Origin of the sequence: Pantoea sp. QMID4 (assembly GCF_030270445.1) — a bacterium.
GTDB classification, from domain to species: Bacteria; Pseudomonadota; Gammaproteobacteria; order Enterobacterales; family Enterobacteriaceae; genus Pantoea; species Pantoea vagans.
Genome location: NZ_BSXL01000004.1, coordinates 407,547 through 429,024 on the forward strand (window position 1 = coordinate 407,547; position 21,478 = coordinate 429,024).

The window sequence follows — 21,478 nt, forward strand, 5'->3', positions numbered from 1 at the left end:
ATGAAACGGATACTGGCAGTATTGACCGGTATGGCGCTGCTCAGTGCCTGCACCGTGGTGGATCTGGATGCGGACGGTAACCCGATTCTGCCGAAAGATCCGCACGCGAAGCCCAGCTATACCGCCCAGACGCCACAGCAGATTGCGGAGAAGACCTGGCAGCCGCGTGTCATGACCACCGCGAACAGCCACGCGCTGAGCTGGGCCGACATGGCGGCGAAAAGTCAGACGGTTAAACCCGGCGGGCGTGAAAGCGTCTTTGTACGGGCCAGCGGGACGGTCAGCGCCTTTGATGAGAGTAATCCGCGTGAACGTACGCTGACGCTGACGATCAACCGCAAACCGGTGGCAGTCAGCGTCGGGCCGGTGCTGCGCAGCAATGCTATTCGTGACGCCGCCGGGTTCCGTTTCGAGGAGTTCACGAATCAGGTGCAGTATGCCCAGCTGACGCGGGCGCTGAACCGTCACGCGGTGAAGCAACTGCCGCCGCTGGATGCCAGCTGGGTCAACCAGCCGGTGCAGACGCTGCTGGCGGTGAGCATCGGTCACAACAGCGTTGAAGAGATAGTGGCGCTGGAGCTGAAGCGGGGGACGCCCTGATGAACGATGAGATCATTCTGCGGGCCGAGCAGATATCGATGCTGTTTCCCGGCACGCTGGCACTGGATCGCGTCGACTACCGGGTCTGGCGCGGCAAAGTAAACGTCATCATCGGTGAAAACGGGGCGGGAAAATCAACACTGATGAAGATTCTGGCCGGAGTACAGCAGCCCACCGCCGGTTCGCTGTTCCTGAATGGCGAGCCGCTGACGCTGAGCAGCACCCGTGACGCCGCCCGGCACGGTATCGGCATGGTGCATCAGGAGCTGAACCTGTTTGAAAACCTCACGGTGGCGGAGAACCTGTTTCTGGGCCGGGAGATCCAGCGCGGCCTGTCACCCATCAATGAGGCGGAGCAGGCACGCCGCACCGCCGCACTGATGGCGCGGCTCGACCAGCCGATTTCGCCCACTGAGCGGGTCGGCAATCTTAAAGTGGGTCAGCAGCAACTGGTGGAGATCGCCAAAGCGCTGGCAGAAGATGCAGACATCCTGATCCTCGATGAGCCGACCTCCGCATTGAGCAAAACCGAAGTGGAGATCCTGTTTCGGGTGATGCGCGACCTGACGCAGCAGGGCGTGACCCTCATCTATATCTCCCACCGGCTGGAGGAGCTGATGACAATTGGTGACGTGATTACCATTCTGCGCGACGGACGTTTCCAGTCGGAAGCACCGGTGAGCACCATCAATGTGCCGTGGATCGTGCGCGAGATGCTGGGCAGTGATCCGGTCACGACCTTTTTGCCGGATCAGCGTGAGTTTGGTGCGCCGGTGCTCGAGGCGCAGCACATTACCTGCGTCAGCCCCAACGGCAATACGCTGGTGGATGACGTCAGTTTTCAGGTGCGTGCCGGCGAAATTGTTGGGATCTACGGACTGATGGGCGCGGGTCGCACTGAACTGTTTGAGTGTCTGCTCGGCAGCCAGCGCCACTACCTCGGCAGGCTGTGGCTCGACAGCAAACCGCTGCCAACCCGTCTGCCGACCGCCGATCGCATCCGCATGGGCATGAGCCTGGTGCCGGAAGATCGCAAACGCGCCGGGATTTTCCCGGTCTCGTCGGTCGCCAGTAATCTCACCATCGCCAGCCTGTGGCGGCGACTGTCGCACCGTTTTGCTATTGCGCATCAGGCAGAGCAGCAGGCGGTGAACCAGACGGTGGGCAACCTGGCGATCAAAATTTCGTCGCCGGACGTCGCCATCAGTGCACTCAGCGGCGGCAATCAGCAGAAAGTGGTGATTGGCCGTGCGCTGCTGACCAACCCACGTCTGCTGCTGCTGGATGAGCCGAGCCGCGGTATTGACGTCGGGGCCAAAGCCGAGGTGTTTCGCACCATGGTAGCGCTGTCGCAGCAGGGCATCGCCGTGCTGTTCTCCACCTCAGACCTGAAAGAAATTATGGCGGTAGCCGATCGCATCCTGGTGATGTCGGGCGGCAAACTTACGGCTGATCTTCCCCGCGACCAGGCGGAAGAGGCAGCGCTGGTGAAAGCAAGTGCGCAGGGGTTCTGAGCATGAAAAGCAATAACAGCGTCGCGCTGAACACACTTCCGGCTAAAGCGTTCAGTTCACGCGAAAGCATTCTGCTGCTGCTTCTGAAACTGCGCACCTTTTTTGCGCTGATTCTGATTGTCGGCTTCTTCGCTATCACCGTGCCGGACTTTCTCGCCACCGGCAGCCTGGTGATCATGGTGAAGCATATCGCCATCAACGCCTTTCTGGCGCTGGGTATCACCTTTGTCATTATCACCGCAGGCATTGACCTGTCCATTGGGGCCACCTTAGGGCTGTGCGGCATGATCGCCGGCTGGCTGATCACTAAAGGGATTGTGCTGCCGATGTTTGGCATCGCTATCTTTCCCAGCGTCTGGGTTATTGTGCCGGTGGTGCTGTTGGTAGGCGCGCTGATTGGCGCGGGCAACGGCTGGATCATTACCCGCTACAACGTGGCTCCCTTTATCTGCACCCTCGGCACCCTGTACATCCTGCGCGGTGCGGCAATGCTCACCTCCGGCGGCGAGACCTTTCCCGGTTTGCAGGGTAATCCGCTACTGGGCAATACCGGTTTCGACAGGATTGGTGCGGGGACGTTTCTCGGGCTGCCGTATGCCATCTGGATGATGGTGCTGCTGGCGCTGGTCATCGCCTATATCGCCCGTCGCCTGCCGTTTGGCCGTCAGGTCTATGCCATCGGCGACAACGAGCGTGCCGCTGAACTGTCGGGGGTGAAAACCCGGCAGGTAAAAATTCTGGTCTACACCCTGTCGGGCTTCTGCGCAGCCATTGCCGGCATCGTGGTCTCATCGCAGCTGGTCGCCAGCCATCCGGCGAACGGCACCGCGTTTGAGATGAACGCGATTGCCGCCGTGGTGCTGGGCGGCACCTCGCTGGCGGGCGGACGCGGCACAATTGTCGGCACGCTGATTGGGGCGTTTGTCATCGGCTTTCTGGCGGATGGCCTGATCATGATGGGCGTCAGCGAATTCTGGCAGATGGTCATTAAGGGCATTGTCATCATCATCGCGGTCATTATCGATCAGACTCAGAGCCGGATGCAGCAGAAGGCGGCGGTAGTGGCACAGAAAGCATTAATCGAGGAGGGCTCACCGGCAAAACCCTGAACGCGCTGAGCCAGGCAGGCGGGACTGCTGCATGTTTCTGCTCACGTAGATGGCGTGCCCGGATTAACGGGCAGAATGGCAGACAGAGGGGAGTGCCAGTGTAAGGCACGCTTTTTCTGGCAGAAATTTTTTTAACCGTCGTGAATATATATTCAAAACCGATTTAAAATTCAGAGGTAGTCTATGAATCCTTTCAATCTCCCGGTCGAAGACCTTGAGCGTCGGGCGCGTGCTATCCGTCGTCGCATCATCCAGCTAAATGCGGGCAGCCCGGCAGGTGGTCATACCGGTGCCGATCTGTCGCAGGTGGAGATCCTCACTGCGCTTTACTTCCGCATTCTGAACTGCGCCCCGGATCGCACTGACGACGATCAGCGTGACATTTACATCCAGTCTAAAGGACACGCGGTGGGCGGGTATTACTGCGTACTGGCGGAGGCGGGCTACTTTCCAACCGACTGGCTGGCAACCTATCAGCATGCCGACTCACATCTGCCCGGCCATCCGGTGCGGCAGAAAACGCCTGGCGTTGAGCTGAATACCGGCGCGCTGGGACACGGCCTGCCGGTGGCGGTGGGCATCGCTATCGCAGCGAAAAAAGACAACAGCTCGCGCCGCATCTTTGTGGTGACCGGCGACGGGGAACTGGCCGAAGGGAGCAACTGGGAGGCGGCACTGGCCGCGGCGCATTACGGCCTCGATAACCTGATCATCATTAATGACAAGAACAAGCTGCAACTGGCGGGTGCGACCCGCGACATCATGAACACCGATCCGCTGCCGGAAAAATGGCGTGCCTTCGGGCTGGAGGTGACCGAATGCAACGGCAATGAGATGGCGGCGGTAGTTGACACCATTGAAAACCTGCCGAAGAACGGCAAGCCGCAGGTGATCGTGGCACATACCGAAAAAGGATTTGGTGTCTCCTTTATTCAGAGCAAAGCCGAATGGCATCACCGGGTGCCGAAAGGCGAAGAGATCGCGCTGGCACTGGAGGAATTGAAAGATGAGTAATGCACAACATTTAGCAAGCGTCATGGTGACGGCCTTTATCGACGCGGTGAATCGCGGCGTGGATCTGGTGCCGGTGGTGGCCGACTCCACCTCAACCGCCAAAATCGCCCCCTTTATCAAGGCGTTTCCCGACCGGCTGATCAACGTCGGCATCGCCGAGCAGACGCTGGTGGGCACAGCGGCCGGGCTGGCGCTGGGCGGCAAAGTTGCGGTGACCTGTAACGCCGCGCCGTTTCTGGTATCACGCGCAAATGAGCAGGTGAAAGTGGACGTCTGTTACAACAACACCAACGTCAAACTGTTCGGGCTGAATGCCGGAGCCAGCTATGGCCCGTTAGCCAGCACCCACCACAGCATTGATGATATCGCGGTGATGCGCGGTTTCGGCAATATCGAGATTTATGCGCCTTCCTGCCCGCTGGAGTGCCGCCAGATCATCGACTACGCCCTTGAGCATGTCGGCCCGGTCTATATCCGTCTGGACGGCAAAGATCTGCCGCAGCTGCACGACGAAAGCTACCGGTTCAGCCCGGGTGCAATCGACCTGCTACGGGAAGGCAGCGACATCGCGCTGGTGGCCATGGGCTCAACGGTTCACGAGGTGGTTCACGCCGCTGAGCAACTGGCTGAACAGGGCATTTCAGCCGGTGTGATCGCGGTTCCATCGATTCGTCCCTGTGATACCCAACAGCTGCGCAACCTGTTAAATCACTACCCAGCGGTGATTACCGTAGAAGAGCACAACGTCAATGGTGGTGTTGGCAGCCTGGTGGCCGAAGTGCTGGCGGAAGGCGGCTGCGGCATCCCGCTGTTACGGCTCGGCATTTCGGATGGCGAATATGCGATTGCCGGCGATCGCGCCTCGACCCGCGCCCGTCATGGCATTGATGCCAGCAGCGTAGTCAACAGTGCAGCACGCCTCTGCGCAGGAGCATAAACATGGTGGAACCTCTGATTCTGGCGATCGACGAAGGCACCACTAACGCCAAGGCGATTGCGGTTGATCGCAGTGGCCGCGTCGTGGCGCGCGGCAGCCAGAGTTTAACCCTGCAACATCCGCAGCCCGGACTGGCGGAGCAGGACCCTATGGCAATCTGGCAGGCGGTAAAGCAGGCAATCATCCAGTGTCTGTCAGTTTGTGATGGCGCGCCTGTCGCGGCCGTGGCGATCAGCAATCAGCGCGAGTCGGTGCTGATCTGGCAGCGACGTGATGGTCAGCCGCTGACGCCACTGGTGAGCTGGCAGGATCGACGCTCAGAGGCATTCTGTCGCGAGCTGCATCAGGCGGGCAAAGCGCCGCGTATTACCGGCCTGACCGGGCTGGCCGTTGATCCGATGTTTCCGGCCGCCAAGCTGACCGGGATGCTGGCCGCCATTCCCGACGGCGCGGCGCGGGCCGCAGCCGGTGAGCTTTGCATCGGCACCGTCGACAGCTGGCTCAGCTGGCAGCTCAGCGCAGGCGAGATATTCGTTACCGATCACGCCAACGCCGCCCGCACTCAACTTTACAGCCTGCATCTTAATGACTGGGACGACGAGTTGCTGACGCTGTTTCAGCTACCGCGCGCCGCACTGCCACGTATTACCTCCTCCGCCAGTGAACAGGGCGTGGTCGCGGTGCGTGACATCCCCGGCTTAGCGCCCGGCACGCCAATTCTGGCACGCATCGGTGACTCCCATGCTGCGCTGCAGGCGCAGCGGCGCGGCGAGTCAGAAGTGGTGAAAGCCACCTACGGCACCGGTTCCTCACTGATGATGTCGATGGCGACGCCGCTGCTGACGGAAAATGGCCTCAGCACCACTGTGGCCTGGCACGACGGCACGCTGCGTTATGCGTTTGAAGGCAACATCACCCACACCGGTTCCGGTGCCGCCTGGCTGGGCAAACTGCTCGGCGTGCAGGATCCGCGTGCGCTGACCGCCATGGCGCAGCGCTGCGACGACAATCAGGGCATCTATTTTGTCCCGGCGCTCTCCGGCCTGGGCGCGCCCTGGTGGGATCTGCAGGCGCGCGGCATGGTATGCGGACTGACGGACGCCGCCACCCCCGACGTACTGGCGCGTGTCGCGCTGGAGTCGATCGTCTGGCAAATCGCCGACGTCTTTTTTGCGATGGAGCAGGCCAGCGGCCAGCAGCTCCCGGCACTCTGCGTGGATGGCAGCGCCACCGAAAACAGCTGGCTGATGCAGCTACAGGCGGATGTATTACAGCGGCCGCTGCAGCGGGTACCGACCGCCGAAGTTTCCGCACTTGGCACGGCGCTGCTGGCGGGGAAAGTACTGGGATGGTGGCAGCAGGGCAGTGATATGCAGGCGCTGCAGGGCGGCAGCGTCATCATGCCGCGTGAAGAGCACGCGCAGCGTATGCAGGAAAACTATAAAGGCTGGATCGACGCTGTTGCACGCTGTCGTTATCAGCCACATTAATCCTTAACCGGAGCAGAGCCATGTCAACACTTCCTCAGCAGTTAACCTTCGGTGTCATCATTGGCAACCGGGGGTTTTTCCCCAGCTATCTGGTGGGCGAGGCGCGCCAGCAGGCGGTTGCGCTGTTTGAAAAGATGAACATCAATACGGTGATGCTGGATGAAACGCAGACCAATCTGGGCGGCGTCGAGACGCGGCAGGAGGCCAAAACCTGTGCTGCGCTGTTTCGTCAGCATCGCGAAGCGATTCACGGCATTGTGGTGCTGCTGCCTAATTTTGGTGATGAAAAGGCCATTGCCGAAGCGCTGCGTCTGGCCGGGCTGAATGTGCCGGTGCTGGTGCAGGCGGAAGAGGACAACCTGGATAAAATGGGGCTGGCGACCCGGCGTGACAGCTTTTGCGGCAAAATTTCGCTCTGCAACAACCTGCGGCAGTATGGCATTCCGTTTACCCTGACCCGTCAGCACGTCTGCGCCCTGAGCGGCGACGTTTTTCAGCAGGATTTACAGCGCTTCAGCCAGCTCTGCCGGGTAGTGAATGCGATGCGGCGAGTTCGCGTTGGCGCGATTGGTGCGCGGCCCGCCGGATTCAACACCGTCCGCTACAGCGAAAAGCTGCTGGAGAAGATGGGCATCGCGGTAGAAACCCTGGATCTATCGGAGATTTTTACCCGCACTAGCCGGCTGCGTGATGACGATATCCGCGTGGCAGAGAAGCGCGAGATCCTGGAAGCCAACGCCGATGCGCGCGGCATTCCGGGCGACAAACTGGTGACCATGGCCAAACTGTTTGTGGTGATCAGCGAGTGGATCAGCGATAACGACATCGACACGACTGCCATTCAGTGCTGGACGTCGTTGCAGGAAAACCTGGGTATCAACGTCTGTTCAATCATGAGCGTGATGTCGGGTCAGATGATGCCCAGCGCCTGTGAAGTGGACGTGATGGGCGCGCTATCAATGTATGCGCTCGCCAGCTGTTCGCTGAGTCCTGCTTCACTGGCGGACTGGAACAACAACTTCGGCGACGAGCGGGACAAATGCGTGCTGTTTCACTGCGGGAATTTTGCCAGCGCCAGCCTGGAGTCACCGACCATGGGCACGGCGGATATTATTGGTACCACCGTGGGCAAAGAGAACACCTGCGGTGCGGTGCATGGCCGGATGAAGCAGGGCGATCTCACCTATTTCCGCCTCTCGACCGACGACTACAGCGGCGAAATCAAAGCCTATGTGGGTGAAGGAATGTCGGTCACCGATCCGCTGGACACGGTCGGCTGTCGCGCGGTAATTCAGGTGCCGCAGCTGGAGACGCTGCTGACGTGGATCTGCCGCAATGGCTTTGAGCATCACGTGGCGATGAACCACTCGGCCACGGCCAGCGTGCTGCAGGAAGCGTTCAGTGAGTATCTCGGCGTGAGTTGTTACCGGCATCCGTAAGCGATGAGAGTGAATTGCAGAACGCGATAAGAGCAATGCGGAACAGCCGATGCGATCACGGTTTTGGCCACATCGGTTTCATGGCCCGTCATCCTCAGAACAGGAGGGCGGGCATGGACTTAGCGCGCCATTCTGCGCACTTCGGCATCGTCACTTTCCACGGCGAACAGATCCACTGGCGGCAGGTTACCCCCGCTGAACTCAACCTGACGGATCGGGAAGGCGAAGCGGATATTGCGCTCTTCAAGAGCCGCCATGAGCTGCAGGTTAATCTCCTGCTGAATATCCATGTACTTGTTGTAATCCGCATCCAGCACAAAATAGACCACTTCAAAAGTCAGCTTTGAGTCCTCGAAAGCCAGGAAGTGTGCGCGGTCAAAACGGGTAGTCTCAACGCTCTGGATAATTTCTTTCACCAGCGGGCTGATTTTGCGCACCTGCTCAGAAGGCGTGGCGTAACTGATGCCAAACTTAAACACGATGCGGCGCTGTTGCATGCGCTTGTAGTTGTGGATGGTCTGCTGCAACAGAATGGTGTTTGAGCAGACGATCTGCTCGCCACTCAGGCTGCGCAGCCGGGTGGTTTTCAGGCCGATATGCTCGATTGAACCGGCAATATCACCAAAGACAATGAAATCGCCATGCTCGAACGGTTTATCGAAGCCTATCGCCAGCGACGCAAACACATCGCTCAGCACGGTCTGAATCGCCAGCGCAATCGCAATCCCCCCGACGCCCAGGCTGGCGACCAGCGCGGTAATATTGATGCCCATGTTCGACAGAATGGCCAGGAACATCATGATCCAGACCACGACCCGCAGCAGAATCCCGAGGATCACCGTCGTCACCGGGTTACGCACATGCAGCGGGTCGCGCAGCAGGCTTTTCAGCCAGAGCCGGATGCCGCAGTCGATCCACAGCGCGAGCTGTACAATCAGCGCCAGGAACCAGCCGTGTGCGATGGTCACGCTCCAGGATTCGGGCAGGTCTACAAATTTCAGGGCAATCAGCAGTGAAAAGATCAGCAGCAGGGTCTGGCTGGTGCTGCGCAGTATCTCCACCAGAATCGCGGTCGCGCGGACATGACGATGTTCGCTGTAAAGCGCAATCCGGTTGGAGATAAAGCGAATCAGGGTACGTAATACCCAGTAAATTACCAGCGTGGAAACCACCACGATGGCGCTGTTGAGCCAGAGTTCCTGATTAAAAAAGAGGGAGTGAAAACGACGTGAAGAGAGCCAGTTTTCCATTGGGGAGAGTCTCCTTGCTGGGTTCCGGTTTAAAAGAAAACAAGCAAGAAGCATAGCCTGGATGCGGCCCACCTGTGTGGTGCATCCCTGAAGACGTTACTGGAAACGGGTCGATTTATCGCGAGCCAGTCGCTCAAGAGCAAAAATAATCTGCTGAAGCTGCCGCTCCTGCGCCGGGTTCAGCGTGGCGAAGCGAAAGCTCAGTCGGGGCGTAACACGGGTTTCATTCTTGCGGGTCACCACGCAACGCTCGCCAATGTGTAGCAGCTTTACCGGCACGTCAAAAATGCCATACTCGCCCAGCTCGACCCGGAACGGATTGAAGCTGTCGCCGTTCTGTAACCCTTCCGGCAGCGGTTCATCCACCAGCACGCCGATTCCGCCCAGTGACAGATCCTGTAAACGCAGGCGCGTTTTACTGCCATCCGGCCACAAAGTATGACACCAGAACTGCGGCTCCAGCGGCGCGCAGACGCGGAAGAATTCACGTCGCTGAATCTGCCACAGCAGCGCCGGCAACGGTGCGCTGAAGGCGGGCAATCCTTCAAACTCCACCCTCTTCAGCGAGGCGAGGCTGAACTCTACCTTCGCGCCATAGGTTTCAGCGGTAATGCTGAGATCGTCGCTGGTCAGGGCATATTCGTTATCCAGATTGTTACTACCCAGGTCAAACAGCAGGTGATTTTCATCGGCAGCCAGCATCCGGCTGATAAACTGCCCGCGCGCGAAGCACACCAGTAGTGGCGTCTGCTGGCCCAGCAGATCTTTCATTACGCCCAGAACCGCCAGCGTGCCACGTTTTAAATATTGTTCCTGGTCGGCTTCTTTCACGTCCTGCTCCGCAAAGGGTTACTGTATTTATGCTTTTTTTTGCCTCATCCCGGTTATCGGCGCGGCAAAAAAAAGCTTTAGCCGGCGAATTCTTAAAAAATAGTGTGACCCGTGAGGCGTTTTTCAAAAAGCTGGCTATAATTATCGCGGTAAACCGCTTGATAAATCAGGCGTTCACGCTTTAATCATAAAAAGGAAGGAGCAACAGATGGGTATTATTTCCTGGATCGTCTTTGGCTTAATCGCAGGTATTCTGGCGAAGTGGATTATGCCGGGTAAAGACGGTGGCGGTTTCATTCTGACTATCGTTCTGGGTATTATCGGTGCCGTAGTGGGTGGCTGGATCAGTACGCTGTTTGGCTTCGGCCGCGTCGATGGGTTTAACTTCGGAAGCTTTGTGGTCGCTGTTATCGGTGCCATCGTGGTGCTGTTCGTATACCGCAAAGTACGCAGTTAACCGTAACGGTTTCAACAGAAAAGGGGACGAAGCGATTCGTCCCCTTTTTTTATCTTTTACTTTTAATCAGAAATCGTAACCCACGGTCGCCATCACGCTGCGTTCCGCGCCCCAGTAGCAGTAACCTGTACCGTAACAACCGGCTAGATAGGTACGATCGGTCAGGTTGTTGGCGTTGACCTGAACCCAGGTCCCTTTCAGGCTGCTGTTCCAGACGCCAAGATCGGCCCGTACTGACGCATCAAACAGCGTCACCGACGGCACACGTGTGGTGTTTGCATTGTCAGCCCACTGTTTGCCGATGTAACGCACGCCTGCACCCGCACTCAGACCGTAATCAAATTGATAGTGACCCCAGAGTGCCGCCATGCTGTTGGGAGTAACGTATGGCGTATGTCCGCTGTTGCCATCCACCGAATCTTTATAGCGCAGATGATTCAGCGTATAGCTCGCCACGGTGCTCAGACGCGGGGTGAGCTGATTACGCGCTTCCAGCTCAATACCCTGTGAATGGACCTTGCCCGATGGCGAATAAGTCGCCGTCAGCACGTTGCGGTTCGCCACATCTTTCTGCGTCAGGTCATAGACCGCCACGCTATAGAGATCGCGGGTGCCATTTGGCTGATATTTCACCCCGGCTTCATACTGCTCAGCGGTGGTCGGCTTCAGCAGATTATTGTCAGGATCGGTGAGTGCGGTCGGGGTAATCGCCTGGCTCCAGCTCACGTAAGGCGAGATACCGTTGTCGAAGGCATAGAGCAGTGCCGCGCGTCCGCTGATGTGATCATCCTGACGGCGATCGCTGCCGCTGTTATTGGCGACGATGCGATCGTAACGGCCGGAGAGATCCAGATGCCAGCGATCCAGCTTCATCTCATCCTGCAGATAGAGGCCGGTCTGGTAGTAACGACGGGTTTTATCCGCCCAGGTGTAATCCGGCATGTCGCCTACCTGTTCGCCGGTCAGAGCATTGAGCTGGCTAGCCGAACCGCCCGCCGCACTGATCTCATTCTTATAGCGATGATACTCTGCACCCAGCGTGACGCGGTGCTCCAGCTCACCCGTGGCAAACTCCGCCTGTAAACGGTTATCAGTGGACCAGGCGGAGAGCGACGAGCGCTCGCCAGAGTAGTAGCGGTTCAGCAGATCGGGATTCACACTATCCCAGCCAATCTGATAGACCTGATCGAGATCGACATTTGAGTGGCTGTAGCTGCCGGTTGAGGAGAATGACCAGACGTCGTTAAAGCGATGAGCGAAGTCGAAGCTGTAGATCTGCTCACGACGCTTGAACTGATCGAGGTCACTGTTGCCCTCATAAAAGCCATTGCTCAGCTTATAGCCGTTGTGTTCGGTGAGGCTGCCGTCGCCCGGTACGGAACCGTGGTAACCACCTGAAGGATCTTTCTGCAAATAGGCTCTCAGAATCAGATGGGTATCTTCATCCGGCTGCCACATCAGTTGCGGCATCAGCGCATATTTCTCTTCGCGGGTGTGATCGTACTGCGTATCGCTGTTGCGGGTCACGCCGGTCAGGCGAAATGCCCACTGGTCGTTGATCGCATTGGTATAGTCAAACATCGTGCCGGTGGTGGCATTACTGCCTGCCTGCAGCTGGATGTGACCCTCTTCGTTGAACTGCGGACGTTTGGTCACCATATTGACCAGGCCGCCTGGCACCGTCTGACCATAAAGGGCAGAAGAGGGGCCTTTGATCACGTCGATGCGCTCAAGGAAGGCGTTATCCACCTGCAATACGTTGAAACTGCCGCCGTCGCTCATCAGCCGCATGCCATCGAGGAAGGTGTTATCGACATCGCCGCCGTGGAAACCGCGCAGCGCAATGGTGTCGTAACGGGTCGCGGCACCGCCAAAGTTGGTGAAGACGCCGGAGCTGTAGCCCAGTGCCTGGTTCAGGGTCAGGGCGCCCTGATCCTGCATCTGCTGGCGGGTGACCACGGATATCGACTGCGGCGTGGTGATTAGCGGACGGTCGCTTTTGGTTGCGCCCTGGCTGGTCGTTGCCAGATAGCCCTGGGTCGGTGAAGTCGAGTCTTCCTGCGGTTGTGCGGTCACCACCATATCGGCAGCGAAACTCAGAGCAGGCGCGGTCAGCGCCAGGGTGCAGAGGCGAATATAACCTCTCAGCGACAGTGACAGTTTCATCGGAGTTCCTTTCATAGCAAAGATTAAGGCAGGTGAGTAAAGTTGTTAATAGGTAATCTCATTATCATAATGAGAATTATTACCTTTTGTAAATTGGCTGCAATTTTGCCTGTTGACGTAAGAAGGTCAAGTAAAATTCGCTGAAAAGGCGTGCGGATACCTCCGGTGAGGCCAGAGGTATCCAGAGAGGGTTAAGGTTGTGAGGCTGACACGTGCGGAATATCGTGGGCGCTGTTACAGGTCTTCTCTTTCGGGCAATACTTATCGAGCAGTTTCAGCGTGACGCCGTTGGTCCAGCCAAAGCCGTCCTGCAGCGGATACTCACCACCGCCACCGCCGCCGAGATTTTTGCCGTCGACGACATATTTCTCCACCAGCTTATGCTCACGGTCATAGGTCATCTGGACGTTTTGCAGGAAGCGTAAGCCTACTTCTTTCGCCAGTTTTGGCTGGTTGTAATGTTCCAGACCTTCCACGGCAACCCACTGCAGCGGTGCCCAGCCATTCGGTGCATCCCACTGCTGGCCGTTGTTCACGGTGGTGGTCACCAGACCGCCGGGCTTCAGCAGCTGCTTTTCAACTGCGCTGGCGGTGCTTTCAGCCTGCTTATCACTGGCGACCTGCAGATAGAGTGGGAACAGCGCGGCAGCCGTCAGCTGCGGATGAACCTGCTTTTTCTGCCAGTCATAGTCGGCATACCAGTTCTGTTTACTGTCCCACAGATAGCGGTTAATCGCCGCCTGACGCTTCTCTGCGCGATCGGCGTACTGCTTCGCCAGATCGCTCTGCTTGTTCATCTGGTAGCCTTTCGACAGGGTCTGCTCCAGATGGAACAGCAGACTGTTCAGGTCAACCGGCGCCAGCTGGGTGGTACGGATTGTCGACAGGTTGTGCGCGTCGGTAAACCAGCGTGAGCTGAAATCCCAGCCCGACGCCGCACCGGAACGCAGCTCACGATAAAGTTCAGCTTTATTGCGCTGCGGCGCTTTCTGCGCAGTAGCAATGTCATCCATCCAGGATTCGGTGCGTGGTACATCGCGCGCATCCCAGTAGCGGCTGAGCAGGGTGCCATCTGCCAGCTTAATCACCCGCTTGCTGGCTGCGCCCGCCGCGACGTTATCGCTGTCGGCCATCCAGTAGTCATACTCTTTCTGCAGCTGCGGCAGGTAGTGGGTATAAGCTTTGCCGTCATCGTGCGTCGCCAGCAGATCGACCATCAGGCTGAAGAACGGCGGCTGTGAACGGCTCAGGTAGTAGCTGCGGTTGCCGTTGGGGATGTGGCCATAACGGTCAAGCAGCGAGGCGAAGTTATCCGTCATATCCTGGACTTTATCCCAGTGTCCGCTCTCGGCCAGCCCCAGCATGGTGAAGTAGCTGTCCCAGTAATAGACTTCGCGGAAACGCCCGCCCGGCACCACATAGGGCTTAGGCAACGGTAGCAGCGAGTCATACTGACCGGCGCTGCTGGTGGTGCGCGTCAGCACCGGCCACAGGCCATCAATGTGCTCACGCAGGTTTTGTCCGGCGGGCGGCACATATTTGTCGCCCGCAGCGGGCAGCGTAAAGTTAGCGTCAACAAAACGTTTGAGATCGAAATTGCGCTGTTTCTTCTGCATCTGCCAGTCGGCAAGAATCGAAGCGGGATCGAATTTCGGCACCGCATCGGCAAAGGTCTTCTGATCGGGATAAAACTTTGCCTGCTGCACGGTATTAAACAGCGGCCCTAAACGAACATCCGGCGGCTGCGGCTGATTATTCAGCATGCGGCTGTTGTCGTCGGCATAGGTGGTGAAAGCGGGTACGCTCAGCAGCAACGTGAGCAGAAAGGGCGCATAACGCTGACGCCGTGAGTCGGCGTTTACCTCAATTTTTGTCATCGGTTTTTCTCCTTGTCCGAAATGCGGCCGCGCCTAACGCATTGACCACAGGACCAACTTTAGACCTTATCTGCCTGCTTCACCCTGAAGCGAGCCGGAAATGTGAAGCCACGGGAATTATTTTTATGGAAAAAACCGCTTTTTCACGCGGGTTTTTTCTTGCTCTCATTTCACTTTTCCCCGACGCTGAAAGAAAAAAAGGAGAGCAGGATGGAGATCATCTGGTATCACCCGTCGCAGTCTGCAGCGGCCTGGATTAACGGTTTACAACAGCGTCTGCCACACGCGCGTGTGCGTGCCTGGCAACCCGGCGACAACGGACCGGCAGATTATGCGCTGGTCCGTTCACCGCCCGCAGAGATGCTGCAGGGACGTGCCACACTGCGCGGCGTTTTTGCGCTGGGTGCAGGCGTTGACGAGATTCTGAAACAGCTGCAGCAGCACCCTGAGATGCTGCCCGACAGCGTGCCGCTCTACAGGCTGGAAGATACCGGGATGGCGCGCCAGATGCAGGAATATGCCGTCCATAGCGTACTGAACTGGTTCCGTCGTTTTGACGACTACCGTCTTCAGCAGCAGCAACAGTGCTGGCAGCCGCTGCCTGCTTACCCGCGTGAAAGCTTCACCGTCGGGATTCTGGGTGCGGGTGTGCTGGGACAGCGCGTGGCGGAGAGCCTGAAACCCTGGGGATTCCCGTTACGTGTCTGGAGCCGTTCACCAAAAGCCATCGACGGCGTGACCTGCTTTGCCGGACGCGATGCGCTACCTGCGTTTTTGCAGGAGACGCGAGTGGTGATCAACCTGCTGCCAAGCACACCCGAGACTATCAATCTTATTGACCAGCACTTTTTAGAGCAGCTGCCGCACGGCGCGTTCTTGCTCAACATCGCGCGTGGCGCACAGGTTGTGGAAGCGGATCTGCTCGCCGCGCTCAATAGCGGACAGCTGAAAGCGGCGGCGCTGGATGTGTTTCAGGTTGAACCGTTGCCCGAAGCACATCCGCTCTGGTCACATCCGCGCGTGACGATTACGCCTCATAATGCGGCGGTAACCTTGATCGACGAAGCTATTGATTACATCGCCCGCGCCATCACCCAGGATCAGGCAGGCGAGCCGCCGCAGGGCAGGGTAGATCGTCAGCGCGGCTATTAATGAACCGGCTCCGGCAGGGGCACTCAGCAGGAGAAGAGGATGTATACGGTAGATCTGCATATGCACACCATCACCAGCACGCATGCTTACAGCACGCTGCACGACTACGTGACCCAGGCGAAACAAACCGGCATGAAGCTATTTGCCATTACCGACCACGGCCCCGACATGGCGGACGCGCCGCACTACTGGCACTTCATTAACATGCGCGTCTGGCCGCGCGTGATCGATGGCGTGGGGATTCTGCGCGGTATCGAAGCCAACATTAAAAACCAGCAAGGTGAGATCGACTGTTCCGGCTCGATGCTCGATGCACTGGATTTAATCGTCGCCGGTTTTCACGAGCCGGTCTATGCGCCGCGCGACAGAAAGCATCACACTGACGCAATGATCGCCGCCATGGCGGGCGGGCTGGTCCATATCATCAGCCATCCGGGCAACCCGAAATTCCCGGTTGATATCCCGGCGATTGCCGAGGCCGCAGCGCACTACGACGTGGCACTGGAGCTGAACAACTCCTCCTTTACCCATTCGCGTCCGGGCAGCGAACCCAACTGCCGCGCTATCGCAGCCGCCGTGCGCGATGCGGGTGGACGGCTGGCATTTGGCTCCGATTCCCACACCGCGTTTACGCTGGGCCATTTCGATCACTGCCTGCGAATTGCCCGCGAAGTGGATTTTCCTGAGGATCGGGTGTTAAATGTCACGCCGCGTCGCCTGCTCGACTTTCTGGAAATGCGTAGCGGCAAACCTATTGCTGAACTGGCTGACTTATAATTTATTACTTCGGGTGCTTCCATGCCGGCAGACTTCCTGCACCAGGTTTAAGCGGTGGGTCTGATATATCTGTTTTGCGGCTGAGTTCCCGAGTTGAACCGCCTGTTTTAGCTTTGCGGAAGATAATAGTGATCTGTACAGCAGAAAATCGCTTCTTCATGAGGATGTACTCATGTGGCTTGTGAAGACATTACTAACATCGCGGTGTATTAATCAACGGGGAGCTGGTCATTCTACTCTGCTTTTTATTAATCGCGTAAGATCAAAACGTAGAATTACCGCGCTTAGTAACGCGTTGTATTAATTTAATGGTTAACCATGATAATAGCAAAGAGGAAACTATTATTGCTATGAATAATGCATTCACTGTTGAAGGGAAAATCTGAAATGGATTTACGATTTCACCGAGCTTCATGTAAGCATCTTCCGAAAGGGTTCTGAAGATAATTTCCGGGATCGCTATAAGGTAAAACAGAGTGAGTACGGTGTATAAAACCAGCCACTTGATCCTTTTCATAAGCCATTCTCCTTGCATACCTTTAACTTCAGTATACAATCGTTGCATAAGGAATTCTACACAAAGGGATGAGTATGAGCATGTCTTATCTGAAGCTTAAACTTCAGGCAGAGAGAACCATTGCGCTTAACTTTGAGAAGGCGCTTGCTGAGTTACATCAAACAATGCTTGATACAGGAAGAGGTGTTGTGTCTGGCGCTCAACGCGCAAGCGGCTATGGTTCATGCTTTTTTGATGACTACAAGGATGTTTGTAATCAACTTAAACAGGAAGATTTGCGATACCTGAAGCAACTCAGAATGCTGTTTACCCGGCAGGATGTGGTTTTAGAGATGGTAGAAATATACTTCAGAGAAAAACTTAGCCGGATTGGTGATACAGGCATCCGGAATATACAGAGACTGTTAGCTGAAAAGGCGTCTGACTATGCTTCTGGTAAATTCTCTAAACTTGCAATAGCACAGTTAATCGCTCTCGTTATTACTCAATCCCGAGATTTCAAACAGTCGAACATTAATGTAATTAATGCTACAAGTTCGTATGCCGTAACCGCTTTTAAATTTTATGGTAAGTTTGAAGTTGCCACAAAAGCAGCAAGAAAATTACGGTTCGATGATGCGGAGTATACTTCGACTTATATAATGCTAATTTAGAAATGTTCTATTATTTGATTGAACCTGAAATGTCTGAAATAATCTATTTGAAAAATGCAGCTTCCACCAGCGAAGACCAGATTTCAAATCTGCTAAACGAGATTTTAATAAAATGAAGACGCTTCTTCGCTGGCTATATGCCTGGTTAAGTCAATCCTTTTTTGGACTTATACCACCAATTTTCGGTCTGGTAGGGGCCGTTTTTTTTGTAAGCGTCTTTCCTACATATGGTCTGCTGTTCGCTTTTTTGTGGATCATTTTAATCATTTATTTTTGTGGAAAGTATTTTCGGTATTACTAGATGAAGTAAGCCTCCGTGTGAAAGGTATTATTTTATTTGATGTTTTTTTTAATGAAAATTTATGATGAGCCTGTTATTGCATTGTTTCATTCCCTCTGACCAATAGCTCAACACAATCAGAAGTTGCTGGATCATGTCTTCTGAATTTTCCAGGCAAAGTTAACGATTTGCTTTAAGGTTTTTTCTGAAGTATCAACTCACTTTCTGGCAGAGATAGCCAGGTGTAAGGGGCGATTACTCAGAACCCCGGTCATCGTCGTTCTTCAGACCGCTGAGGCTAGTGACGGCTGGTATAAGGCTTAGATTACCGCAGGGTTTTCACGCTGGGCCATTTCGATCACTGCCTGCGGATTGCCCGCGAGGTGGATTTTCCCGAGGATCGGGTGTTAAATGTGACGCCGCGTCGCCTGCTCGACTTTCTGGAAATGCGTAGCGGCAAACCTATTGCTGAACTGGCTGACTTTTAATTTATTTTGCCTCAAGGAAATCTGACTCATGAATGAGTTTTCCATTCTGTGCCGTGTGATTGGCTCACTGTTTAATCGTCAGCCGCAGGACCCGCTGCTGGTGCCACTGTTCACGCTGCTGCGTGAAGGTAAACTGCAGTCGCAGTGGCCGCTGGAGCAGGATGAGCTGCTGACCCGTCTGCAACAGAACAGCGATCCGCAGGCGCTGGCTGCCGATTACAACGCGCTGTTTGTGGGCAGCGACTGTAATGTGCCGCCTTACGCCTCACAGTGGCCGGAAGGCAAAACGGAGCCGGAAGTACGCGCGTTCTTAACCTCACGCGGCATGCCGCTGAGCGATGCGCCGGCTGACCATTTTGGCGTGCTGCTGCTGGCCGCATCATGGCTGGAAGATCAGTCAGCGGAAGATGAAAGCGCGGCGCAGCTGGCGCTGTTTGAAGAGTACCTGCTGCCGTGGTGCGGGACGTTCCTGGGTAAAGTGGAAGCGCATGCGACTACCGCGTTTTATCGCACGCTGGCGATGCTGAGCCGTGAAGCGATTCAGGCGATGTACAACGAACTGCTTGAGAGCAGCGAGCAGAATCCCGACGCCTGATTTACCATATCGCCGGGTGCGTACCCGGCGCACAGCCCGGTGTTGCGCAGATCTGCGGGGTGCCGGGCAGCCAGGCGGCCGCCCGCAGCCTGACCCCAAAACCCCACGGCGTTAATTCATAACAGGGCAGATTGTCTTTCACCTGTGGCGTAATACCGGAACCCGCGCACGCCCCGGCAGGATGTTGCTGCAACAGCCACGCGGTGCGTGCCAGCGACAGCCGCACCTGGCTGCCATGTCCTTCCGTCACGCGTCGCCGCAATCCCTCCAGCACCGCCGCTGCCAGCAGATAGCCGGTGGCATGGTCCAGCGCCTGTACCGGCAGCGGAACCGGTTTGTCGCTCTGCTGCCACTTCATGCCGCGTTCAGCAATGCCGCATCCCATCTGCACCAGACTGTCAAAACCGCGGCGGTTGCGCCACGGCCCCTGCCAGCCCCAGGCATTCAGACCCGCATCAACCAGGCCGGGCGAAAGTGACTGAAGCATTTCCGCATCAAACCCGAGCCGTTCCAGCGCATCTGCCCGATAGCCATGTACCAGCACGTCCGCTTCACGCAGCAGGCGGATAAACTGCTCGCGATCGGCGGGTTGTGTCAGGTCGAGCACCGCCCGACGCTTACCGCAGCTCATCTCCTCATCCAGCGTCGGCTCCTTCCAGCCTGGCGGATCGATGCGCAGCACACTGGCACCCAGGCTGGCCAGAAAACGGGTGGCGACCGGCCCGGCAATAATCCGCGTCAGATCCAGAACTTTAATACCCAGCAACGGACGCGCTTCGGCCAGCGGCCACGCCGGAGCGGGTGCCGCGAGTGTCGTTTTCCAGCCAAACAGTGATTCATGCTGCACGGCCTGGCCCTGGGGATGCAGCTGCCAGGCGGCGGCACTGCGCATTTCAGCAGCACAGCCACCGGCATCAATAATCGCCTGCTCCAGTCCGCTGGCCTGCCACTGTTGCACCTGCTGTGCCAGCGCCGCGCGATCGGCGTGCGCGCCCAGCACCTGTTCCATCGCCAGCCGGTGATGCGCGGCGTTGGTGTGCAGGCGAATCCAGCCATCACGGCTGCGATAGTCACCGGCAAACGCATCCCACATTGCGGGCGCCGCACGGTTCAGCGGAATAAAGCTCTGCTGAAACCAGCGCGACGCCAGGCGCACATTGACGGTGACGGGCGGAGAGGGATATTCAGGGCGTGAGGCGGCAATCAGTGCGGCTGTGGCCTGGGTTGCCAGACCGATGCTGGTAGCCGCCAGTTCACTGACGGCACAAGCAGAAGCGAAGGTGGCGCGATCAAGGAAGGCAGGAAGAGGCAAGGCGTCGTCGTGACCCCGCAATCCCTGCTGCATCTGCTGCCAGAGAGCGGCGGCAAGCTGTGAGTCCATATTGTGCTTCCTGAGAAGGGAGATTTCTCAAGCATAGCACGCAGGATTAACGCCGCCGCAGGCGCGGGAAGCGCGCATGCATCCGCAGGTTACGCAGGTTGAGCACAGCGATAGCCGTGCCCAGGATCACCAGCGAGGCGCCGATAATCTTGAAGCCGTTGAGGCTGTCACCCAGCACGATAATCCCCATCACCACCGATAAAACCGGCGTCAGCAGCGAGTAGGGCATGATCAGATTGACGTTATATTTCTTCAGCAGCATATACCACAGCGTATAGGCCACAATCGACGAGGCGATGGCGCTGTAAAGAATGGCAAACCAGCCGCGCCAGCCCGCATGCTGCAGCGCATAAAGCTGATGGGATTCCATCACCAGACTGGAGCCGCCCACGATGGGAATCGCCAGAAACGCAATCCAGCCGGTCATGGTCAGCGGTTTAATCGGCGGTGACTTTTTCACTATCAGGTTACTGACGGCCCAGCCGGTGGCGCTGCACAACAGCAGACAGAGCACCCACCACGAGGGAATGGTCGGACTGCCAGAGAGCACCACCACGCCGCTCAGTGAAATCATAATGCCCAGAAGCTGCACCAGCTTCAGCTTCTCTTTCAGTACCACCATCGCCAGCAACATCGCAATCGGCGTGCCCAGCTGCACCACAATCGCGCCGGTACCGGCATCGGTATAGCGCAGGCCGACAAACAGCAGCGAGAAGTGCATAAAACCGAAGGTAAAAGCCAGCAATAGCAGCCAGGGCAACTGCTGACGGTTAATACGGCAGAACGGCATCAGCACGATGGCGACGACCACAAAGCGCATAAACGTCAGAAACAGCGGCGGCAGCTCCAGCAGCCCCCATTTCACCGCCACGTTGTTGAAAGCCCAGATAGAAACCACCATCAGAATCAGAAAAAAATGCCGCACAGCCACGATAATATCCTTTCGATGAT

At 56.9% G+C, this 21,478-nt stretch carries 19 protein-coding genes and 1 pseudogene; 13 read left to right on the forward strand and 7 right to left on the reverse strand.

What is annotated here, in order from left to right; translation table 11 throughout:
- From QSK07_RS11735 to QSK07_RS11765, 7 genes are all read left to right on the forward strand, one after another.
- Window positions 1-600, forward strand: coding sequence for a DUF2291 family protein (locus QSK07_RS11735; protein ID WP_285720639.1), 600 nt, complete (start codon window positions 1-3; stop codon window positions 598-600).
- Window positions 600-2,114, forward strand: coding sequence for a sugar ABC transporter ATP-binding protein (locus QSK07_RS11740; protein ID WP_285720638.1), 1,515 nt, complete (start codon window positions 600-602; stop codon window positions 2,112-2,114). The genes QSK07_RS11735 and QSK07_RS11740 overlap by 1 nt, the downstream gene beginning before the upstream one ends.
- 2 nt (window positions 2,115-2,116) lie before the next feature.
- A complete protein-coding gene (locus tag QSK07_RS11745) occupies window positions 2,117-3,223 on the forward strand; it encodes an ABC transporter permease (protein WP_098050903.1) in 1,107 nt (368 codons plus the stop codon).
- Window positions 3,224-3,406: 183 nt separating this feature from the next.
- A complete protein-coding gene (locus tag QSK07_RS11750) occupies window positions 3,407-4,237 on the forward strand; it encodes a transketolase (protein WP_098050902.1) in 831 nt (276 codons plus the stop codon).
- Window positions 4,230-5,174 carry a transketolase family protein gene (locus QSK07_RS11755; protein ID WP_098050901.1) on the forward strand — a complete coding sequence of 315 codons (945 nt, stop codon included), beginning with the start codon at window positions 4,230-4,232 and terminating at the stop codon, window positions 5,172-5,174. The genes QSK07_RS11750 and QSK07_RS11755 overlap by 8 nt, the downstream gene beginning before the upstream one ends.
- 2 nt (window positions 5,175-5,176) lie before the next feature.
- Window positions 5,177-6,664 (forward strand): FGGY family carbohydrate kinase, encoded by a 1,488-nt coding sequence (locus QSK07_RS11760; RefSeq protein WP_285720637.1) that lies wholly within the window; start codon window positions 5,177-5,179, stop codon window positions 6,662-6,664.
- A gap of 20 nt (window positions 6,665-6,684) precedes the next feature.
- Window positions 6,685-8,103, forward strand: a complete 1,419-nt coding sequence (locus QSK07_RS11765) for an L-fucose/L-arabinose isomerase family protein (RefSeq protein WP_285720636.1) — start codon at window positions 6,685-6,687, stop codon at window positions 8,101-8,103.
- Between the two features lie 119 nt (window positions 8,104-8,222).
- On the opposite strand, the gene QSK07_RS11770 is transcribed toward QSK07_RS11765, so the two are convergent.
- Both QSK07_RS11770 and QSK07_RS11775 read right to left on the reverse strand, forming a co-directional pair.
- Window positions 8,223-9,353, reverse strand: a complete 1,131-nt coding sequence (locus QSK07_RS11770; protein WP_285720635.1) for a mechanosensitive ion channel family protein — start codon at window positions 9,351-9,353, stop codon at window positions 8,223-8,225.
- 96 nt (window positions 9,354-9,449) lie between these two features.
- The gene (locus QSK07_RS11775; protein WP_285720634.1) at window positions 9,450-10,184 is read right to left on the reverse strand and encodes a flagellar brake protein; all 735 of its coding nucleotides are present in this window, start codon (window positions 10,182-10,184) and stop codon (window positions 9,450-9,452) included.
- A gap of 208 nt (window positions 10,185-10,392) precedes the next feature.
- On the opposite strand from QSK07_RS11775, the gene QSK07_RS11780 reads away from it, so the two are divergent.
- Window positions 10,393-10,641, forward strand: a complete 249-nt coding sequence (locus QSK07_RS11780) for a GlsB/YeaQ/YmgE family stress response membrane protein (RefSeq protein WP_013357556.1) — start codon at window positions 10,393-10,395, stop codon at window positions 10,639-10,641.
- 66 nt (window positions 10,642-10,707) lie between these two features.
- Here the strand turns inward: QSK07_RS11780 and QSK07_RS11785 are convergent, their stop codons facing one another.
- Together QSK07_RS11785 and treA are read right to left on the reverse strand one after the other, a co-directional pair.
- Window positions 10,708-12,807 (reverse strand): TonB-dependent siderophore receptor, encoded by a 2,100-nt coding sequence (locus QSK07_RS11785; protein WP_285720633.1) that lies wholly within the window; start codon window positions 12,805-12,807, stop codon window positions 10,708-10,710.
- A 191-nt stretch (window positions 12,808-12,998) separates the two neighbouring features.
- Window positions 12,999-14,684 carry an alpha,alpha-trehalase TreA gene (treA, locus tag QSK07_RS11790; protein WP_285720632.1) on the reverse strand — a complete coding sequence of 562 codons (1,686 nt, stop codon included), beginning with the start codon at window positions 14,682-14,684 and terminating at the stop codon, window positions 12,999-13,001.
- A 210-nt stretch (window positions 14,685-14,894) separates the two neighbouring features.
- Between treA and ghrA the strand changes: the two genes are divergently transcribed.
- Both ghrA and QSK07_RS11800 read left to right on the forward strand, forming a co-directional pair.
- Window positions 14,895-15,836 carry a glyoxylate/hydroxypyruvate reductase GhrA gene (ghrA, locus tag QSK07_RS11795; RefSeq protein ID WP_285720631.1) on the forward strand — a complete coding sequence of 314 codons (942 nt, stop codon included), beginning with the start codon at window positions 14,895-14,897 and terminating at the stop codon, window positions 15,834-15,836.
- 39 nt (window positions 15,837-15,875) lie between these two features.
- Complete coding sequence (locus QSK07_RS11800; RefSeq protein ID WP_285720630.1) at window positions 15,876-16,613, forward strand: phosphatase; 738 nt, start codon at window positions 15,876-15,878, stop codon at window positions 16,611-16,613.
- 4 nt (window positions 16,614-16,617) lie between these two features.
- Here the strand turns inward: QSK07_RS11800 and QSK07_RS11805 are convergent, their stop codons facing one another.
- Complete coding sequence (locus QSK07_RS11805; RefSeq protein WP_285720629.1) at window positions 16,618-16,773, reverse strand: hypothetical protein; 156 nt, start codon at window positions 16,771-16,773, stop codon at window positions 16,618-16,620.
- Window positions 16,774-17,210: 437 nt separating this feature from the next.
- On the opposite strand from QSK07_RS11805, the gene QSK07_RS11810 reads away from it, so the two are divergent.
- The 3 genes and pseudogenes from QSK07_RS11810 to QSK07_RS11820 all read left to right on the forward strand — a co-directional run bounded on the left by QSK07_RS11810 (window position 17,211) and on the right by QSK07_RS11820 (window position 19,146).
- The gene (locus QSK07_RS11810) at window positions 17,211-17,783 is read left to right on the forward strand and encodes a hypothetical protein (RefSeq protein WP_285762111.1); all 573 of its coding nucleotides are present in this window, start codon (window positions 17,211-17,213) and stop codon (window positions 17,781-17,783) included.
- Window positions 17,784-18,395: 612 nt separating this feature from the next.
- Window positions 18,396-18,551, forward strand: a pseudogene (locus QSK07_RS11815) (phosphatase); the annotation flags it as partial.
- Between the two features lie 28 nt (window positions 18,552-18,579).
- Complete coding sequence (locus tag QSK07_RS11820) at window positions 18,580-19,146, forward strand: TorD/DmsD family molecular chaperone (protein WP_285720627.1); 567 nt, start codon at window positions 18,580-18,582, stop codon at window positions 19,144-19,146.
- Between the two features lies 1 nt (window position 19,147).
- Here the strand turns inward: QSK07_RS11820 and QSK07_RS11825 are convergent, their stop codons facing one another.
- Complete coding sequence (locus tag QSK07_RS11825; RefSeq protein ID WP_285720626.1) at window positions 19,148-20,527, reverse strand: CoA transferase; 1,380 nt, start codon at window positions 20,525-20,527, stop codon at window positions 19,148-19,150.
- Between the two features lie 46 nt (window positions 20,528-20,573).
- Window positions 20,574-21,458: a DMT family transporter gene (locus QSK07_RS11830; protein WP_098050890.1), complete on the reverse strand. Its 885-nt coding sequence runs from the start codon at window positions 21,456-21,458 to the stop codon at window positions 20,574-20,576.
- Between the last annotated feature and the right edge of the window lie 20 nt (window positions 21,459-21,478).